At 57.0% G+C, this 16,493-nt stretch carries 17 protein-coding genes; 1 reads left to right on the top strand and 16 read right to left on the bottom strand.

Annotated elements, in window-relative coordinates; translation table 11 throughout:
• Positions 1-181: 181 nt before the first annotated feature.
• From IC66_RS44280 to IC66_RS0139175, 6 genes are all read right to left on the bottom strand, one after another.
• A complete protein-coding gene (locus IC66_RS44280; RefSeq protein WP_011084569.1) occupies positions 182-406 on the bottom strand; it encodes a 4Fe-4S binding protein in 225 nt (74 codons plus the stop codon).
• A 10-nt stretch (positions 407-416) separates the two neighbouring features.
• The gene (nifB, locus tag IC66_RS0139195; RefSeq protein WP_011084568.1) at positions 417-1,916 is read right to left on the bottom strand and encodes a nitrogenase cofactor biosynthesis protein NifB; all 1,500 of its coding nucleotides are present in this window, start codon (positions 1,914-1,916) and stop codon (positions 417-419) included.
• A gap of 747 nt (positions 1,917-2,663) precedes the next feature.
• On the bottom strand, positions 2,664-2,888 hold the full coding sequence (nifT, locus tag IC66_RS0139190) for a putative nitrogen fixation protein NifT (protein ID WP_011084566.1): 225 nt from the start codon (positions 2,886-2,888) through the stop codon (positions 2,664-2,666).
• A complete protein-coding gene (nifS, locus tag IC66_RS0139185) occupies positions 2,885-4,066 on the bottom strand; it encodes a cysteine desulfurase NifS (protein ID WP_028144283.1) in 1,182 nt (393 codons plus the stop codon). Before nifS ends, nifT begins: the two co-directional genes overlap by 4 nt.
• Positions 4,063-4,356: a hypothetical protein gene (locus IC66_RS46820; protein WP_131234256.1), complete on the bottom strand. Its 294-nt coding sequence runs from the start codon at positions 4,354-4,356 to the stop codon at positions 4,063-4,065. Before IC66_RS46820 ends, nifS begins: the two co-directional genes overlap by 4 nt.
• 33 nt (positions 4,357-4,389) lie before the next feature.
• Complete coding sequence (locus IC66_RS0139175) at positions 4,390-4,710, bottom strand: iron-sulfur cluster assembly accessory protein (RefSeq protein WP_011084564.1); 321 nt, start codon at positions 4,708-4,710, stop codon at positions 4,390-4,392.
• 259 nt (positions 4,711-4,969) lie between these two features.
• Here IC66_RS0139175 and IC66_RS0139170 point away from each other — a divergent pair, with 259 nt between their 5' ends.
• Positions 4,970-5,560, top strand: coding sequence for a hypothetical protein (locus IC66_RS0139170; RefSeq protein WP_014497969.1), 591 nt, complete (start codon positions 4,970-4,972; stop codon positions 5,558-5,560).
• 21 nt (positions 5,561-5,581) lie between these two features.
• Here the strand turns inward: IC66_RS0139170 and IC66_RS0139165 are convergent, their stop codons facing one another.
• The 10 genes from IC66_RS0139165 to nifD form a co-directional block, all read right to left on the bottom strand.
• The gene (locus IC66_RS0139165; RefSeq protein WP_038951167.1) at positions 5,582-5,965 is read right to left on the bottom strand and encodes a Rieske (2Fe-2S) protein; all 384 of its coding nucleotides are present in this window, start codon (positions 5,963-5,965) and stop codon (positions 5,582-5,584) included.
• Positions 5,966-6,563: 598 nt separating this feature from the next.
• The gene (locus IC66_RS0139160) at positions 6,564-7,397 is read right to left on the bottom strand and encodes a host specificity protein (protein ID WP_225895108.1); all 834 of its coding nucleotides are present in this window, start codon (positions 7,395-7,397) and stop codon (positions 6,564-6,566) included.
• A gap of 892 nt (positions 7,398-8,289) precedes the next feature.
• Positions 8,290-8,583 carry a ferredoxin III, nif-specific gene (fdxB, locus tag IC66_RS0139155; RefSeq protein WP_011084559.1) on the bottom strand — a complete coding sequence of 98 codons (294 nt, stop codon included), beginning with the start codon at positions 8,581-8,583 and terminating at the stop codon, positions 8,290-8,292.
• Between the two features lie 10 nt (positions 8,584-8,593).
• Positions 8,594-8,788, bottom strand: coding sequence for a CCE_0567 family metalloprotein (locus IC66_RS0139150; protein WP_026312876.1), 195 nt, complete (start codon positions 8,786-8,788; stop codon positions 8,594-8,596).
• Positions 8,789-8,807: 19 nt separating this feature from the next.
• A complete protein-coding gene (locus tag IC66_RS0139145; RefSeq protein ID WP_011084557.1) occupies positions 8,808-9,272 on the bottom strand; it encodes a NifX-associated nitrogen fixation protein in 465 nt (154 codons plus the stop codon).
• A gap of 6 nt (positions 9,273-9,278) precedes the next feature.
• The gene (nifX, locus tag IC66_RS0139140) at positions 9,279-9,674 is read right to left on the bottom strand and encodes a nitrogen fixation protein NifX (RefSeq protein WP_011084556.1); all 396 of its coding nucleotides are present in this window, start codon (positions 9,672-9,674) and stop codon (positions 9,279-9,281) included.
• Complete coding sequence (gene nifN, locus IC66_RS0139135) at positions 9,671-11,080, bottom strand: nitrogenase iron-molybdenum cofactor biosynthesis protein NifN (RefSeq protein ID WP_011084555.1); 1,410 nt, start codon at positions 11,078-11,080, stop codon at positions 9,671-9,673. The genes nifX and nifN overlap by 4 nt, the downstream gene beginning before the upstream one ends.
• Positions 11,081-11,089: 9 nt before the next feature.
• A complete protein-coding gene (gene nifE / locus IC66_RS0139130) occupies positions 11,090-12,733 on the bottom strand; it encodes a nitrogenase iron-molybdenum cofactor biosynthesis protein NifE (RefSeq protein ID WP_011084554.1) in 1,644 nt (547 codons plus the stop codon).
• Between the two features lie 92 nt (positions 12,734-12,825).
• Positions 12,826-14,382 (bottom strand): nitrogenase molybdenum-iron protein subunit beta, encoded by a 1,557-nt coding sequence (gene nifK / locus IC66_RS0139125; protein WP_011084553.1) that lies wholly within the window; start codon positions 14,380-14,382, stop codon positions 12,826-12,828.
• A gap of 65 nt (positions 14,383-14,447) precedes the next feature.
• Positions 14,448-15,950, bottom strand: coding sequence for a nitrogenase molybdenum-iron protein alpha chain (gene nifD / locus IC66_RS0139120; protein ID WP_011084552.1), 1,503 nt, complete (start codon positions 15,948-15,950; stop codon positions 14,448-14,450).
• Positions 15,951-16,493 lie beyond the last annotated feature (543 nt).

Below are 16,493 nucleotides of genomic sequence, written 5' to 3'. Positions count from 1 at the left end.
CCCTCGAGCGCCGAAATGTCGCCAGGCTGTGCTGCCCGCCAGCAACAGCCCCATCGCAGGAATCCAGAGCGGCCACCGTCCGTAAGAGCAGACGCCGGCGCCTGCGGAGCCGCCAGTTCGCAGCGCGACGTTTGGGACGTGTTCAGCACCAGCGATTGCATTGCCGGTCAGGCTCCACACTTCAGACGGGCGCCTGGTAGCGAGGCAAGGCCCTGTCAACCACGCAGGTGTTGTCGACCGGACAGGCAGCGGCACATTGCGGTTCGTCAAAATGCCCCACGCATTCGCTGCATTTCGCCGCTTCAATGACAAAGTTTCCCCCCTTCTCCGAAATAGCAACGTTCGGACATAAAGGCTCGCAAGCTGAGCAGCTCGTGCACTGCGAGGCGATGATTTTGAATGGCACATATTCCTCCTTACGCCGCAGAGATCCGATCTCCAGGCCAACGCGGGGGCACGCCGCGCTGCACATGCTGGATCTCCCCGCGCTTTACTTTGCCGACATAGGCCCTGAACCAAGCGATCGTCGACTTCTCAATGTACTCATAGGCGAATTGATCGACCGGCTCGATCCCAGCCTTGATCAGGCCGCTCTTGGGGCAGCCGCCGATCTTAGCCACGAAGACCGCGTGGCAGTCACGGATGTCGCGCATGATCACGGATAGCCTATCTTCCTCGCCATAGCCGGCCTGGCAGTAACCCTCCACACGACGTAGCCCGACGAACTTGGCGCCGGATGTGGAGAGCTCGTACAGTTGGAATTCCTTTGCATGTCCAAAGTGCTCGTTGATCAATCCCGAGCCCTTAGTTGCGACGGCTACTAGAACAGTGATCGCGCTCATCTCTCCGGAGACTCCCGCCAACTCCTTTTGACCGGCCGCGACTTTGGAGACGCGCTCATTCTCTACCCTTTTTTGATAAGCCTTGCGCATCTCTAGGTCATAATGGACGTCCATTTTCATCACCTGATCATTGGTGAACTCCGCGCTGCGATCCTCGCCGAGTAGACCGACCGCATCAGCGCGGCACTGCCGGCAATGCCGCATCATGTTTATCTTCCCTTCGCAAGCATCTTGCAGCGTCTTCAATTCTTGAGCCGTCGGACCGCGCTGACCGTTGAGGCCAAATGCTGTTCCGTGCTCGGGTACGGAGATCAGCGGCATGATATTGTGAAGGAAGGCACCGCGCGACGTGACCGCCTTGTTGACCTCGACCAGGTGGTCATCATTGATATTGGGGATCATCACCGAGTTGATCTTGCACAAAATGCCCCGTTCGCTAAGCATCTCGAGCCCTTGAAGCTGGCGATTGGTGAGTATCCTTGCCGCCTCGATGCCGGTGTATCGCTTGTGGTTGAAGAAGATCCATGGATAAATCTTGGCTCCGATTTCAGGATCGACCATGTTGATGGTGATGGTGACGTGGTCAACTTTGGCCCTCACGATGGTATCGACATAGTCTGGCAGCGCTAGTCCGTTGGTTGACAGACACAGCTTGATGTCAGGAGCAGCCTCGGTGACCAACGCGAGCGTTTTGAACGTCTTTGCTGGATTGGCCAGGGCATCGCCGGGACCAGCGATGCCAAGTACCGTCATCTGCGGAATGGTCGTCGCGACCGCGATCACTTTTCTCACTGCCTGCTCAGGGGTGAGCTTCTCGCTCACCACACCCGGACGCGATTCATTGGCGCAGTCGTATTTTCGGTTGCAGTAGTTGCACTGGATATTGCAGGCAGGTGCGACCGCGACATGCATGCGAGCGTAATGATGGTGCGCATCCTCGCTGTAACAGGGATGGTTTTTCACCCTTTCCCAGATTTCGACCGGCAGATCGCCTCGGCCGGCCTGCGAGCCGCAGCTCGCCCGCCCGGTCTTCGCCGAAGCGCGGCAGCCCTTATGCTCGGTTATGGACTGCATGATCTTCCCGCTATTGACCGCTGCTTTGATATATTTTCCGCGCTCCACGACCGAGATCACTCCCCTGCAAGCATCGACGCCCACAGATCATCCTAGAGCGCGCTTCAGGAAGATTAGCAACTTGCATGCCGTGGCGAGGATGATGCGAATGCAACCACAGTACACCGAGTAGGCGCAGCGATAGCGTTGGCACTTGCAAGACAGCAATGATGAGCTTGTTGGCAAAGCGACAGATGCGTCGCCATTCTCACTCGGGGCTCCATCTCGTGTGCTTTTCACTCTCGCGGGGCTCGCCCCGATCCAGCTCATCTGAACGGGCTTTCGCGCGCTGCCGCTCTCAATTGGCCCGATCCGAACTGGGGAAGCCGGACATCATAAGGCCAATACTAGGGCAACACGCGTCCGAATATGACAGGCAGCAATGAGGGCCAAAGATGATGGTGCAATCGCCTTGTCCCGACTGGCTGAGTAAACCCCGCCTCATCAATGCCGTCGCGGCGGGCCGACGTTTGCTGATCTTGATATGCTGCGCCGCAGCCAGTCGACCCCCAAAGCCCCGAGACAGCGCCGACTTACCGGCGAATAAGCCGACCGATGCATCTGGTGTGCTCAGCACATCGCATTTTCAATTCCCTGATGCCAGGACGAGAGAGACGACAATGATCTCGGTCCCCAGGGCGGGCGCCAAGGTCGGCGAGAGTAACCTTTGCATCCGCCGCATCGACAGCGCTCATCTCCGTGAGCGCTTCATGGATCGTCGCCGCTCTCATCCCGCTTCTTCGCGTCGATTGTGATCGGTAACCGTGTGTCGCTCGCCATCTCGGGCAAATCGAGCACCCAACCGTTAGCGACTTTGATCCAGCCGCCCCATAGGGTCTCGTACTCGGAGGCCACGATTGACTCTTCGATATCCTTTTTTGGCACGTAGATTGACAAGCCCGTGTCCGGAGAGCGGCGGATCATGATTTTCACGAGGTCTGCTCCCTGACCGTGGCGCGGGAGCTGGCGCGCATGCGAGTCACGATATCTGACACAGCGCACACGGCCTCATCGACTTCGGCGAGGGAGGTTTCGCGCGAAAGAGAAAAGCGCACGGCGCCGTGCATCCGCCACGCAGGCACCTGCATGGCACGCAGAACATGCGATGGCTGCATTGAGCCCGACCTGCAGGCTGACCCGAGCGATACGGCGATGCCCGCCCGGTTAAGACGGTGGGCAATCGCTTCACCTTCGAGATGGTCGAAGGCAATATTAGTCGTATTCGCCAAACGATTGCGAATGTCGCCAAGCACAACGCACTCGCCATTGCGCAAAATTCCCTGCTCAAGGCGGTCACGTAACGCGCCAATGCGGATGCGCTCGGGTTCAAGCCGCTCCGCCGCAAGTTCGGCAGCTTTTCCTAGTCCGACGATTCCGGGAATATTCTCGGTCCCAGCGCGCCGCCCTCGTTCCTGTGATCCGCCGCAGATCAGCGGCTGGAATTTTGTCCCTTTACGCAAATATAACGCACCTACCCCCTTCGGGCCGTGCAGTTTGTGCGCGGATAGTGAAAGCATGTCGATCGTGCTGTCCTTTAGGTTTAAGCGTACTTTACCAATGGCCTGCACCGCATCTGTGTGAAATAGCGCTCCCGCCTCACGGGTCCACCCGGCCAGACACTTCACGGGAAATATCGTTCCGGTCTCGTTATTGGCCCACATAACCGAGGCAATCGCTGTGCGTGACCCAAGCGCGCAGCGAAACGCCTCGATGTCGAGCCGGCCGCAAGCATCTACGGCAATAATGCGCGTCTTGACTCCCCTTGCCGCCAATTGCTCCGTTAGCGCAAGTACGGCGGAGTGCTCAACCGAAGTGGTGACAACCTCGTCTCGACCTTCCTGGGTTGCAAGTGCCGAGAGGATTGCGGCATTATTGGCTTCGGTCCCTCCCGAGGTGAAGACGATTTCGTGATCGTATGCACTACCTAGCAGGCCGCTCAAGCTTCTCCGTGCCTGCCTCACCGCAATTGCGGCCTCGTTGCCAAAGGCATGCGCGGACGAGGCATTGCCGAATTGCTCAGTGAAGAAAGGCAACATGGTTTGCACGACGGATGGATCAGTTCGCGTCGTTGCATTGTTATCGAGGTAAATCGGCGCTCGATTCTCGCTCACTGCACCACCCCGCCTGCAGCAACAACGAGGACCAGGCGATCCAAACCTCCGATCTTACCTACCAGGTGCCCCTGAATCCCTTCTAGACTCACGCTCGGAAGCTTGTACGGCTTGCCAGCATTGTCGAGCCGCGCCAAGAGCATGCTGCTATCGTGCCGATCAGCTAACAGGCGCCAGCTTCGGCTTGGCGATTGGGTCCGATCTCTTCGTTCGCGCAGCGAACGGGACCCTCTCGCATCGTGGGGATCGACGAGTTCTTCAGTCGGTCTGGTTCGGCCGGTGTGGTTCATTGCCCTTTCCTTATCGCCTGATCAATGTTTCCATCAGCCGAATGATTTTCCACAGGAGCAGTTGGTGGCCGCGTTCGGGTTATGAAAGGTAAAGCCAGAGCTCTCCGGTGCCAGCACGAAATCGATGGTTGTGCCGGCCAGATGCTCTCGGCTCTTGCTATCGACAAACACCTTGAGCCCATCGCAGTCGATCACGGTGTCGTCAGGCTTTGGCTCATCGGCGATGCCCATCTTGTATTTGAATCCATTGCAGCCGCCTGCTTCGATCATGACGCGCAGACCACCCGCCCGCCGCTCCGAAGATGAAATCGCGCTCTTGATTGCATTGACTGCGCTATCGGTCAGGTTGATCACGTCTTTGCCTCGTCAGCTTAGGCCCAGCTAAGAGCAAGTCACGTGCCAGCGCGCAGACGCCTGATGATGCTCATTTCCGCGCCCCTTGGCTGGCAACGGATGTCGGGTTCCTGACAAGGCACGTAAGGCGGTGCCAGCCACCGGCGCGTTTTCTTTCCGAGCTTCACTGAACGCCGCCACGCAGGCGACGGCAGGCAATTTGCATCGCATCTGGCTCCGACAACGCGTCGGTGAAGAGCATAGATCAAGGACAGATTTAATGACCGCTATCGAGAACACTGCACTCGGCAGACTTGAGAAGGAGAGCCGCCTTCTCAACGCCGTATTCAAAGGCGCGACCACCAAGCCGGGCCGGTTCGGCTTTCGCGGCGACGTCGCACTAAAGTTCCAGACTCAGGTCGCGGACGAGAAACGACCGCCAGACTATTCCATTGAGCAGGTTCTGACGATCGCCCAAAACGGAGAACGCACTATCCCCGTGCTGGCCGGCTACCTACATTCCTTCGCGTATCTTGTTGACGTCGCGACCGTCCTCGACGGTGCCTTGAGCCCAATCGGCAGCTATTTCATTTTCTGCAACAACATCGATTTGCTGGCGAAGTATCGAGTTAAGCTCGGCGATATTAACTTCCACGTCTTACCCTGCGATGAATCCACGGTTTGGAAGGAGATGATGGACTTGGTCGGGCTGAACAAGGACGACATCAAGAAGCTCGATCCGGCCGGCAAGCTTGATTACCTCCTCGATGCCACAAGGGATCTCGATCTATCCTATGAGGAAATCTCGTATGACGACGGACTAAAGAGGATGGAGGCTGTGAAAAACCGCAACGAGAACCGCCCGGTCTGAGGGCGGTCTTCAGTTGTTGGCTCATGCATCGTCCTCCGCGAGATGCACACCGACGGCGCAGATGTCGCCATCCACAACTACCAACGCGATCGGCGTAAGCGCTCTACCTTGACATGGACCTTCGACGCACCGCCCGGTGCCGAGTTCGAAGGTCGAACCGTGCTTGCCGCACATCAGCCGGATACCGTTTGGATCGAGGAATTCGTTCTGCTCCCAGTCCAAATTGACGCTGTGGTGCGGGCATTTATTGACATAGCCAAGCACCTTCTTGCCCCATCGCACCACAATGATGGGCCACGGCCGGTGATTGCCGTCATCTTCGAGGACCATAAGATGAAATCCGATGGCCTGGCGGCTCGGAATGTCGGTAAAGCTGCAAATCGCATAGACGAGAGTTGGCTGCATAGGTTGCTCTTGCAAGACTTAATTGTCGCTGTGCAATTGCCCCTGCAATAACCGTACGAGCGCCGAAACGAATCGTGTCTGGTCATCCGACGCGCAAACTTGGCTATTTCAGCAGATCTCGTTGCACAGCGGCGTATATTTCAGACAAAGGAACATTGAGCCTTCTCGTTCCCTCCGTGCTAGCTGCAGAACTGCTGCTCCGCGCTCCGGGCTTGCCGGACGGCCAAACGCGGCGGATGTCGCTGCTGCTCGTTAATGGCCACGCCGCATAGCGGGGCCACGGTGCCCTCCGATGGCGTATGTCTCACGGCGTCGCGGCCTTCGCAGAAGAGCCATGTGCTCGCTTCCAGCCGGCGCAGGGCGCGCGCAGCGAGCGCGCGCCCCCTTTGAACTAAGACTGTTGCGCCCGCGCTTTGAACGGTCAAACGCCCATCACTTCAGGTTCGGTGTTGCTATTGCAGCCACCTTACTCCATGCGCGTTCGGCAACATGCACTTCAAGCAAGGTGACGGCTCATCGTGCAACAATTCGCTTTCGAAACTGAGTGTCGATATCACTGCTCTCAGCTTTCGAAAAATGGCTCAGGGTCGCCGTTGCGTTACTCCATGCTTAGCCCCGTGAGGACGCGCTCCAAATAGACTGACGGATCATCTTCGTCAGAATAGTCCGCCTGGACCGTCGATTCAGCGGCGGCATCATCATCCTCCACCTTACTAAGGTACTTCGTAGGCTTGCCTACTCGCTGCCACTGGTCGTTCTCATTCTTCGTCCACACCTCGGGATGCTGGTGAGGATCAAGCACCCAGTGATTTCGACCCACATGAACAAAACCCATTTCTGCTAGGCGGGGTTCCATGCCGGGCAAGCCTGGTTTTGACAAGATCAAGGGATCATCACCATCCTCTCTCAGCTGGTACTCAAGCAAAATATCGCCCGCGTTCTCAACCAGGGGATGAGTGACCCGAAGGTCCACCACGGACGTGAGATCGTTGCGCCCAAACTTTTCCCGGAAGGTCTCCCCCTTGATCCGAACCGGACCTCCTGCTCTCAACAGGCCAACTGTTTCGTCACCCAATTGATAGCTGAAGAAGCGCACGGGCCTGGCTGGATCATAGTGAGTGGCGCTATAGCTGCCAGCAACCGTTGCTGCCCGCTCAGCTTTCTTTGATACGAAGTCTGAGTACTCTTGCGGATTAATGGCGATGTTCATGATGTCGCGGCCCAAAAATCTCTGCAGCCCTCGATCGAAGGAACGCTGGTCGATCTCAACAATGGGCGGACCGGAATTCAGATAGTACGCCCTTGTTTCAGATGACGACCCGCCTGGCTCCATACCTGCAAGTGTTTCCGCAAAGCGGGGGCTATCTCCCGGTTCATCAACTTGATTAGCGCTTGTGGATTGGCTGGATGAGCCAACGACTCTGCCATACATCAGATCGCTCTCCTATCGGCAACATTGCACGCGATTGAGCTCATGCCGCGCAAGCTCGCGTTCATAATATACAACCTAACTGACCACAACCTGACCTAAGCATCTGCCGGCGCTCGGAGGCTGCGGCTGCGCAATCCGCAAGCGAGTCACGCACCCGCTGGCCAGCAATCGCAGGCTGATGGCGTGCGATATTGTCCGCGCTTGATCATCAAAAATGTGACGTTCAACGGCGCAGATCTGCAGCACCGCCCTTTACTTTCGGTCGTCGCTGCCATTGACCAATGCAGCCGTCTATCGAGGATCGGCGGCGTGCGCGCAGAATTGCTGCCCGGTGCTTTTGTCGCGGCGTCCGCGACTCGCACGTGCTATTGCACTGTCATCCAATTCGGAGCAGCACCATCCGGTCCCAGGATAGAATCGCGAAGACACAGGTGCCACCATCACATGCGCTTCAACGCGATCGGCGGCTATGATCGGCCGGACAATTGTAAAACCCGTGGACCGCGGCAGACTTTCGCTCCTGCCGATCCCGCAACCGAAGGCCACAGGATAGGATGAGCACGACTGGCTCCGAAGGAAGTGCCTATTCGGAAAACCGACTAGACGACCACGACGGTAATATGATCGCCCGCCCAAGGCCAAGTCGCTTTTCGACAAAACGCGGATCCTGCGATACGAGCGAGACTTGCAAGCAGGCGCCAGACAGCCGGTATGGCTTGCCTCGGGGCTGAGCAGCATTCGGCCATGCGCATCTCCGCTCGTTCCGTCTTGCCATTCAGGGAAAAAATCGGGCCATTCGGGCCGGCTGGCACGAGTCTCCGTTGCGGATTGACCTGATCCAGCGGGGCCTCCCTCCACGCGCTGCGGCGAACGGGAGATAGATCCCCTTCGCTCATGCAGCTGCGGCTGGGACGTGGGTCTGGCAGCTGGCCGGGCAAACCCTATCGCACGCACCGCAGCCGATGCAGGCGCCCTGATCGTTCAGAACCATAATCTTTTTTTCGACTTCATCGTCCGCGTCATTGTCAAGGTTGACGAGTTCGCCCTCCTCGTTGATGCCTTTCAAAGTCATGACATCTTGACCGCACACCTTGAAACAGCGGCCACAGCCGATGCACTTCTTGGCATCGATCGAGGCTAGGTATTGTGGCATCCAGTCGCGGCCGTCTCGCGTTGCAAATGACATGCATTGCCCTTCAAGTATTTTCCAGCTCTTTTAGCTCGCGACTCTTGCGCTCCAGTTCGACATAGACATCGTACGCCTTCTGCGCCACCGCCATAATCGACGTCCAGTTGATGGGCAATTCTTCCGAAAGGTCGTGCAGATCCATCTTGGCCTGTATCGCCTTGGCGGACACTTTCTTTAGTTCGGCCTTCAGTATTTCACTGATCGCCCATGAGTGAGTATCCTCAATAGTTAGCCACGTCTGGAAATTTCCGAATCAGGCCAATTCCCTCGCTGACATATCTATCCCCCTCTTGAGCCAGCTTGACGCAATTATCGAATCCCAAGCGATGCACGTCGCGCAGCTGCTTGTTTACGGCGACCAACCGCCCTGCGATGAGCACTATGCGCCCGAAGCCTTCATGATGCAGCTTCAGGATCGGCTGAACCATAATGCCGGTCTCCCTCTCTACTGACAGGCCGACCGCATTGAAGAACAACTCAAGCCGCCATAGTGTATTGGGATCGGGATCACCGATGATCGGCAATGCGCGTCGTCTCTCCCTGTTCAGGATATAGGGTTCGAGCAGATCAAGGTCGCTCTTCCCTTCCCAGGCTTCATTGGTATCCTGGGCGCGCCAAAGCTTGACTAACTCGATTAGAAATGGTGCGTCGACGACGCTGCCCTGCTGCGCTATTTTTGCGGTCATATCATCTCATTCGTCGAACTCAAACGATCGCGGTTGGTCCTTTGCAAGGACCTTGCGCAGCCAGGGAGGTGGCGTGCCCTTCAGCACCGACTCGAGCTTTTCCAGCAACACGTGAATGCTTTCCGGTTTGCTCACCTTGATAGGATGAATTTTGCTGGCCACCACTCGCGCAGCCGCGGCACCACCAATGGCCGCGACGTATAGGATGGCGCAATCCTTGATCGCCTGGATCTTTGGCGCCAACTTGTCACCACTGCCGTCCTCCTCAAGATCGCCCTCAAACTCGATAGCTTTAAGAAAGACATGCCCGCTGGGCGCGACATCGTAGATTGCAATATTCTTTGCCCAGCCAAAATGAGCATCGACGCGTCTCAGATCCTGAGTGGCAAAAGCGACCTTCATGCAATTGACCTTTCAGGCGCGCCAGTGGAGCGGCGATGCCCCACGTGTTGTGGCAGTCCGGGCGTGGTCCGCCACCTATCGGGTGTAGGTCGGTCGTTCTCGTCGCGATGCGCGATCACGAGATTGGCGATTTGGAAGATCACATTGCGGGTACCACGATAGCCGACGGATACTTGGTGGCCCGCGCCAAGCCGATCGAATATCGGAAAACCTACGCGATAGAACGGCACTTTCAGCCGCCCCGCCGCTTGCCTTCCATGCGAATGCGTGATCAGCAGATCGCAATGCTTTTCTTTTGCAAATCCTTCCAGATCTTCGAGGTCACCAATGAGAACCTCCTTGGTCCTGATTCGCTCGATCACCTCAGACTGAGTGGTCGTCACGGCGACGGTCACCTGCGCGCCCATATCGTGCAGCATGCCGGATAAATCGAACAGAAGGTCTGGCTCGGCACCGATCGCGACTTTGCGGCCGCCAATATGGAAGTGCGCGTCCAACATAGCATCGGCGAGCTGACTGCGCTGGCGTCGATATTTCGAGGGTATCGGGCGCCCGCTAATCTCGCTCAAAAACATCATGAAATCGTCGTTTGGATGAAGACCACACAGTCGCTCGAACACACGAAAAGGCACCCCGGTTTTAGTCTGCATGACCTCAGCCGCGCGCTGCATCTGCGCACCGATTGCAATGGTCCACCCTGCGCGCCCCATGCTCGCGATCTCGTCGACGTCAATGCCGCCGATGGTCGTTGACGTAAACTCATCGGGGATATGCCCGTCGAGCGATCCCGCCAAGTCAGGGAGAAAGGAGGGGTACAATCCGAAATCCTCCAGCAAGGCACGGAGTTCATCAAGGTCGCCGGGCGTCAGGTGACACCCCGGTAGAACATTTACCTTCGAGGGATCCCGCAGGCCATTGGCACTTGGCCGGTCCACCAGCACCTCCACCATGCGTGCAACTGCCTTCTCCCACCCATCCTGGAACGCGCCCTTGAAATCAGGCGTTGATACATATACGAGCGGCAACTTTGTGAGTTGCGGATACGCACTCCGGATTAGTTTGAGGTACGCTTCCACATCGTCGCCGTTGGTCTCGGTGACACCGGTCGAGCAGATTCCGATGATCTTCGGCTTAGCGCGCTTGGAGATGTTAAGTATCGCCTGCTCCAAATTTTCATATCCGCCGAGTACGGTCGCGACCTCGCTCATCGCGGTGGTCTGCAGCGGTATTGCTTCTTTGAAGTGCCGGACAAAGAGCGTGAGACCGAAGGATGTGCACCCCTGTGAGCCGTGCAGAAGCGGCATCGCACCGCGCAGCCCCATGAAGGCGTATGCGCCGCCGATCGGCTGGCTCATCTTCAGCGGGTTGACAACGCAGGCTTTTGTCGGCGCCGTGACCAGGGCCATGGCGACTCCCTACTCTGCGGCCTGTCGCATATCAGATGGCTCGGACATCAACATATCTTCGATGCGTCCTTGACAGCAGCCACCGGCCGCATTGGTATGCTCTCGGACCGCTGCGACGCTCCTCAAGCCGTGCACGGAGATTGCGTCCTCAATCGTGCCCAGATCAACCCTGTTACACACGCAGATATTCCTCGCGCGGCGCGCTGTTTCGGCGAGGACCGGATCGCCGGCGATCGCGGCCATGGACTGCATCTGCTCCCGCGCTTTGGCCAAAGCCTCCCATGGCGCTGGCCGACGTAGCTGCTCCCACATCGGGCTTGAGAGCGAATTATCGATCTCCTCCACCAGCTTGACTATTCCGGCATAGCCCATATAGGCGTGGCAACGCTCCTGGTTGATATCGACCCATGGCACCGCCGCCTTCAGCGCGACAAATTGCGACTTGCCGCCCGATAGCATGATGTCCGCTTCTGCGTCCTTCAACATCTTGTACATTTCGCGCGCAGTCATGTCGTCGATCATGTGGGCATCCTGCCCCATGAGCTCCTTGATGCGCTCCTTGTCTTCCATGGTCGATTTCTTCACACTGGTTCCGACTAATTCCAGCCCGGCTTCCTGGAGCGCCGAGACGACCGACCATGACTTGACACCGCCGGTCATTAACAAGGCCCTTTTGCCTTCGAGTCGCGGCTTGTACGGCTGGATGGCAGCCCACGCCCGCGCTTCCTCGCGCGCGATCACCGCTTCGGTGCGCCCGAGCAGATCTGCCGGGGCGCCGCGCTCAACCAATAAGCGGGCGATCTGGCGTAGCGATTCGCTTGAATCCTGAATACCGTAGAACGACCCCTCGAAGAATGGGATCCCGTAACGTTGCTCCATCTTGCGTGCCACGTTGATCATGGATTTTGAGCACACCAACATTGCCGCCCGCGCGCGATGAGATGAAGCGACTTCGCGGTATTTGCCATCGCCCGAAATGCAGCAGAGAATTCGCACTCCAAGCTCGTCTAACACTGGCTTCACCTGCCAGAGCTCTCCTGAAAGGTTGTATTCTCCGATCAGATTGATGTCGTACGGCGTGGTGTAGTCCGGTTCTCGCGTGCCGATCACGTAGTCGAGCAAGGCTTCGCCCGCGAGCTTGTTACCGAGGTTTTTCGAACCGGCGAAGCCCGGAGAATTGATCGGGATCACCGGTTTTGAGAATCTTCGCGACGCTGCCTTGCAGACTGCATTGATGTCATCGCCGATCATCGCCGGGATGCAGGTTTGATAGACGAAGATTGCGGGCGGATCGCACTTGTCGATGATCTCCTTGATCGCTTTGCACAGCCGCTTCTCGCCTCCGAATACAATATCGGTTTCGCTCAAATCGGTTGTGAAAGCGGTGCGCCACAAATCCGAGCCGGACGACGCCGCGCCGCGATTGTCCCAGGAATTACCTTCGCACGCGATCGGGCCATGTACCAAGTGAGCGACATCGGTGAACGGCTGCAGCGCAACCTTCGCGCCGTCGAAAGCACAGCCACCCGCAGCGCTACCCGGCTGCAACTGTCTGGTACAGCCGTTCCTGCGTTCCGCCTCAGACTTACTGCCATTCTTGGCGCAGCCCGGCTCGTCGAAGATATCCTGGACCGTGGCCGCCAGTGAACTCATCCTGCTTCCTCTCAGGGCAACAAATTGTAAACTCAACCGTTATGTGCTCGTGCCATCGTCCAGTCCTGGACGATGGCACGTGTAGTTGCTCATCAACGAATGATGTCGAAGCTGTAGTCGGTTTTGCCAAGAATGTTGGTCTTGTTGTCGATCTCGTCGAAGATCTTGTCCAGGATCTTGACCAGCACATTCAGACCGCCCTGATAGCCCCATATGGGGGAGCGGTGATGGTGATGCCGGTCGAAAATCGGAAAGCCGATGCGGATCAGTGGCGTTGCGGTATCACGCTCCAGATACTTCCCATAGGTGTTGCCAATCAGAAAATCGACCGGCTCGGTGAACAAGAGTGAACGCATGTGCCAGAGATCCCGCCCCGGATAGACTTGGCAGCCCTGTCCAAATGGCGAGCTTGCAAGCAGCGCCTGCATTTTCTCCTGCCACGCTTTGTTGCCATTGGTGGACAGCACATGGGTCGGCTCGGCGCCGAGTTCGAGCAGAAACGCAGCCAATCCATAGCAAAGATCCGGATCGCCATAGATCGCGAACTTTTTGCCATGAACATGAGCGCTTGAGTCGGCAATGGCATCAACCAAGCGGCCACGTTCTCGCGCGAGTTGCTCCGGAATCTCCTTGCCGCTGATGCGTGACAGCGCGACGATAAAGTCATCCGTTGCTGATAAGCCTACCGGGTAGTTGAAGGATAGAACGTCCTGGCCATGCTCTGCCGCAAATGACAGCGTTTTTTCCGTGCACCATTGCTGCATGGAGATGGTCGCCTTGGCGTGAATCGCGTTCGCCGCATCCTTCAGCGTCGTACCACCGTCATACATCCGGAATTCGCCGTCTGTCGGAGTGTCGAACACTTCAGAATTGTCGGCGAGAACTGTGTGCTGGATGCCCATCAATTCCAAGATGCGCTTAATCTCGCGAAGGTTCCCGACGGTATATCCATCGAACCCGCCAATGATGTTGATCGCTCCATTCGGTTTGCGCTCCAGCTTCGGCGCTGTTCCGGCCTTGCCGTCCCAAAAATGCTCCAGAATGCCTTTGAGGGCATTGTCGTAGCCGGTGACGTGACTGCCAACGAATGCGGGCGTGTGGGCGAACGGCACGTCGAAGTCTGCCGGAACCGAGCCCTTTTCTTTCGACGTCTTGATGAAGGCGTTCAGGTCATCGCCGATCACTTCGGCCATGCAGGTTGTGGAAACCGCAATCATCTTGGGCTTGTACATCTTGTAGCTGTTCGCGAGCCCGTCGGTCATGTTGTTCAGACCGCCGAATACGGCAGCATCTTCCGTCATTGATGAAGAGACACAGGAGCTAGGCTCCTTGAAGTGCCGCGACAAATGACTGCGGTAATAGGCCACACAGCCTTGGCTGCCGTGGACGAAGGGCAGCGTGCGCTCAAAGCCGACAGAGGCGAATACGGCGCCAAGCGGCTGACACGCCTTCGCCGGATTTACCGCCAGCGCCTCCCGCGCGAAGTTTTTTTCGCGATATTCGGCCGTTTTGGTCCATTCCTTGATACGTTCGACCTCGGCAGGATCGCGCGGATTCTCGAATATCTTCTTCTTCGCCAGCATTTGCTGGTATTCTGGACCGCGGAACAGTTCGACATGATCGAGCACGTGTTCGGCACTCTGCGGCATCGGTGAAATCCTTCACTATCAGATTGGAATCGCCCGGGCTTTCCCGGAGAGCGAGACGAGTTGCGTTATTCTGCAGCCTGGAGCTTGGCGCTCGGCGCTTCCTTCCAGGGAGCTTTCGTTCTTTTCCAAATTGGCGAGTTGACGGCCATGTCCATGTCGCGCGCGAAGATCGCAAAGCCGTCATAACCGTGATATGGACCCGAATAGTCCCACGAATGCATCTGCCGGAACGGCACACTCATCTTTTGGAAAACGTACTTTTCCTTGATGCCTGAGCCGACAAGATCAGGCTGGAGTTTTTCGACGAAGCGCTCGAACTCATAGCCATTGACGTCATCATAGATGAGGGTGCTGTCTTTCACGTAGTGCTGAGCTGTGCGCTGATAGTCGTCGTTGTGACCGAACTCGTAGCCAGTGCCAATGACGTCCATCCCGAGGTCCTCGTACGCGCCAATCACATGACGCGGACGAAGGCCGCCGACGTACAGCATCACCGTCTTGCCCTCGAGGCGCGGGCGATATTTTGCAATCACGGCGTCCACCAGCGGCTGATACTTCTCGATCACTCGCTCGGCGCCTTCCTTGATCTTGTCGTCAAAATAACCCGCAATCCTGCGCAGTGAGTCCGCGATCTTTGAAGGTCCGAAGAAGTTGTACTCGCACCAAGGGATGCCGAACTTCTCTTCCATGTGGCGTGAGATATAGTTCATGGAACGGTAGCAATGCAGAATGTTGAGCTTTGCCTTCGGCGTTGCTTCGAGCTCGGCCAGTGAACCGTCGCCGGACCACTGCGCGATTACCCGTAGTCCCATCTCTTCAAGCAGAATTCGCGATGACCAAGCATCGCCGCCGATATTGTAGTCTCCGATGATCGCAACATCGTATGGTGTCGGCTCGAACTTTGGTTTGCCCTCGGCCTCGATATGCCCGAAAATCCAATCGCGTACCGCATCGTTTGCAATGTGATGGCCTAGTGACTGCGACACACCCCGAAAGCCCTCACAACGGACCGGCACGATGGTCTTGCCTCCATATTCTTTGGATTTCGCCCTTGACACCGCCTCGATATCGTCACCGATCAACCCTACCGGGCACTCTGATTGTATCGTAATGCCGTTGTTGAGTGGAAACAGCTCTTGGATTTCATCAAGGATTTTGTCCAGTTTCTTGTCGCCGCCAAATACGATATCCTTTTCCTGGAAGTCGGAGGTGAACTGCAGAGTCACGAAGCTATCGATGCCCGTGGTGCCAACGTAATAGTTGCGCCGCGAGCCCCATGAATATTGGCCGCAGCCAACCGGGCCATGGCTGATATGAACCATGTCCTTGATTGGTCCCCAGACCACCCCCTTCGACCCTGCATAGGCGCACCCTCTTATCGTCATCACGCCGGGTATGGATTTGATGTTGGACTTCACCCCGCAGTCCGACTTACCTGCTTGGTGCACGTTGAGGTGCTTGGCACGCCTTTTCGCGGTTTTCTCCGGATAGACCTTCAGCACCTCCTCGATCAGCTCTTTGTTGCGAGCCCTGATTTCTGCGACGCTGTTGGTCGTGGCGAGACTCATCTGGTGTCCTTTAAAAGGTTAGCTGTTGGGAGGGCGGCTTCTTGATCCAAGACTTTGCAACCGGCATGCCAGGGTCTCATGAGCACTAAAACTAGAACAACAACAGTTTCTTAGCGCGACTTGTACGGTGACGGGCTGTTGTTGCGAATCCGACATCTCGCCTTTGCGAGGGACTCTTGGTTTGGCGGTGTTCGAAATGGAACAAGGCGGCCGCGCGTGAAATTCACGGCGGAGTTTTTGAGTTTATGCGCGACAGCAACGCTCTGCGGTGTAAGGCGGAAGCAGGCCGCAAGTCTGGCTTCCAATCCTTCATACTTATTGAAACCTACAGGTGCTCACCTGCGATGTAATGACGTGCGCGATCTCGCGCTCTAGATCTCAAGGCGAGCTACCTCGACGCCACGTGAACTTCTTAGGCTCGTTAGATCACACGAGCATCGTCGCGCCTTGATAAGGGGCACGCACGATCACATCGATGTCTTCGCGTGCGTTGTACATGCCGAGGGACACAGAGCTGGCCCCGCAAATTCGGACAGTAGCTTG

It is taken from the genome of Bradyrhizobium genomosp. III, from assembly GCF_000261705.1.
Lineage (GTDB): Bacteria > Pseudomonadota > Alphaproteobacteria > Rhizobiales > Xanthobacteraceae > Bradyrhizobium > Bradyrhizobium ottawaense.
Note: the sequence above shows the minus strand (reverse complement) of the source record. Positions and strands in the feature narration are given on the sequence as shown.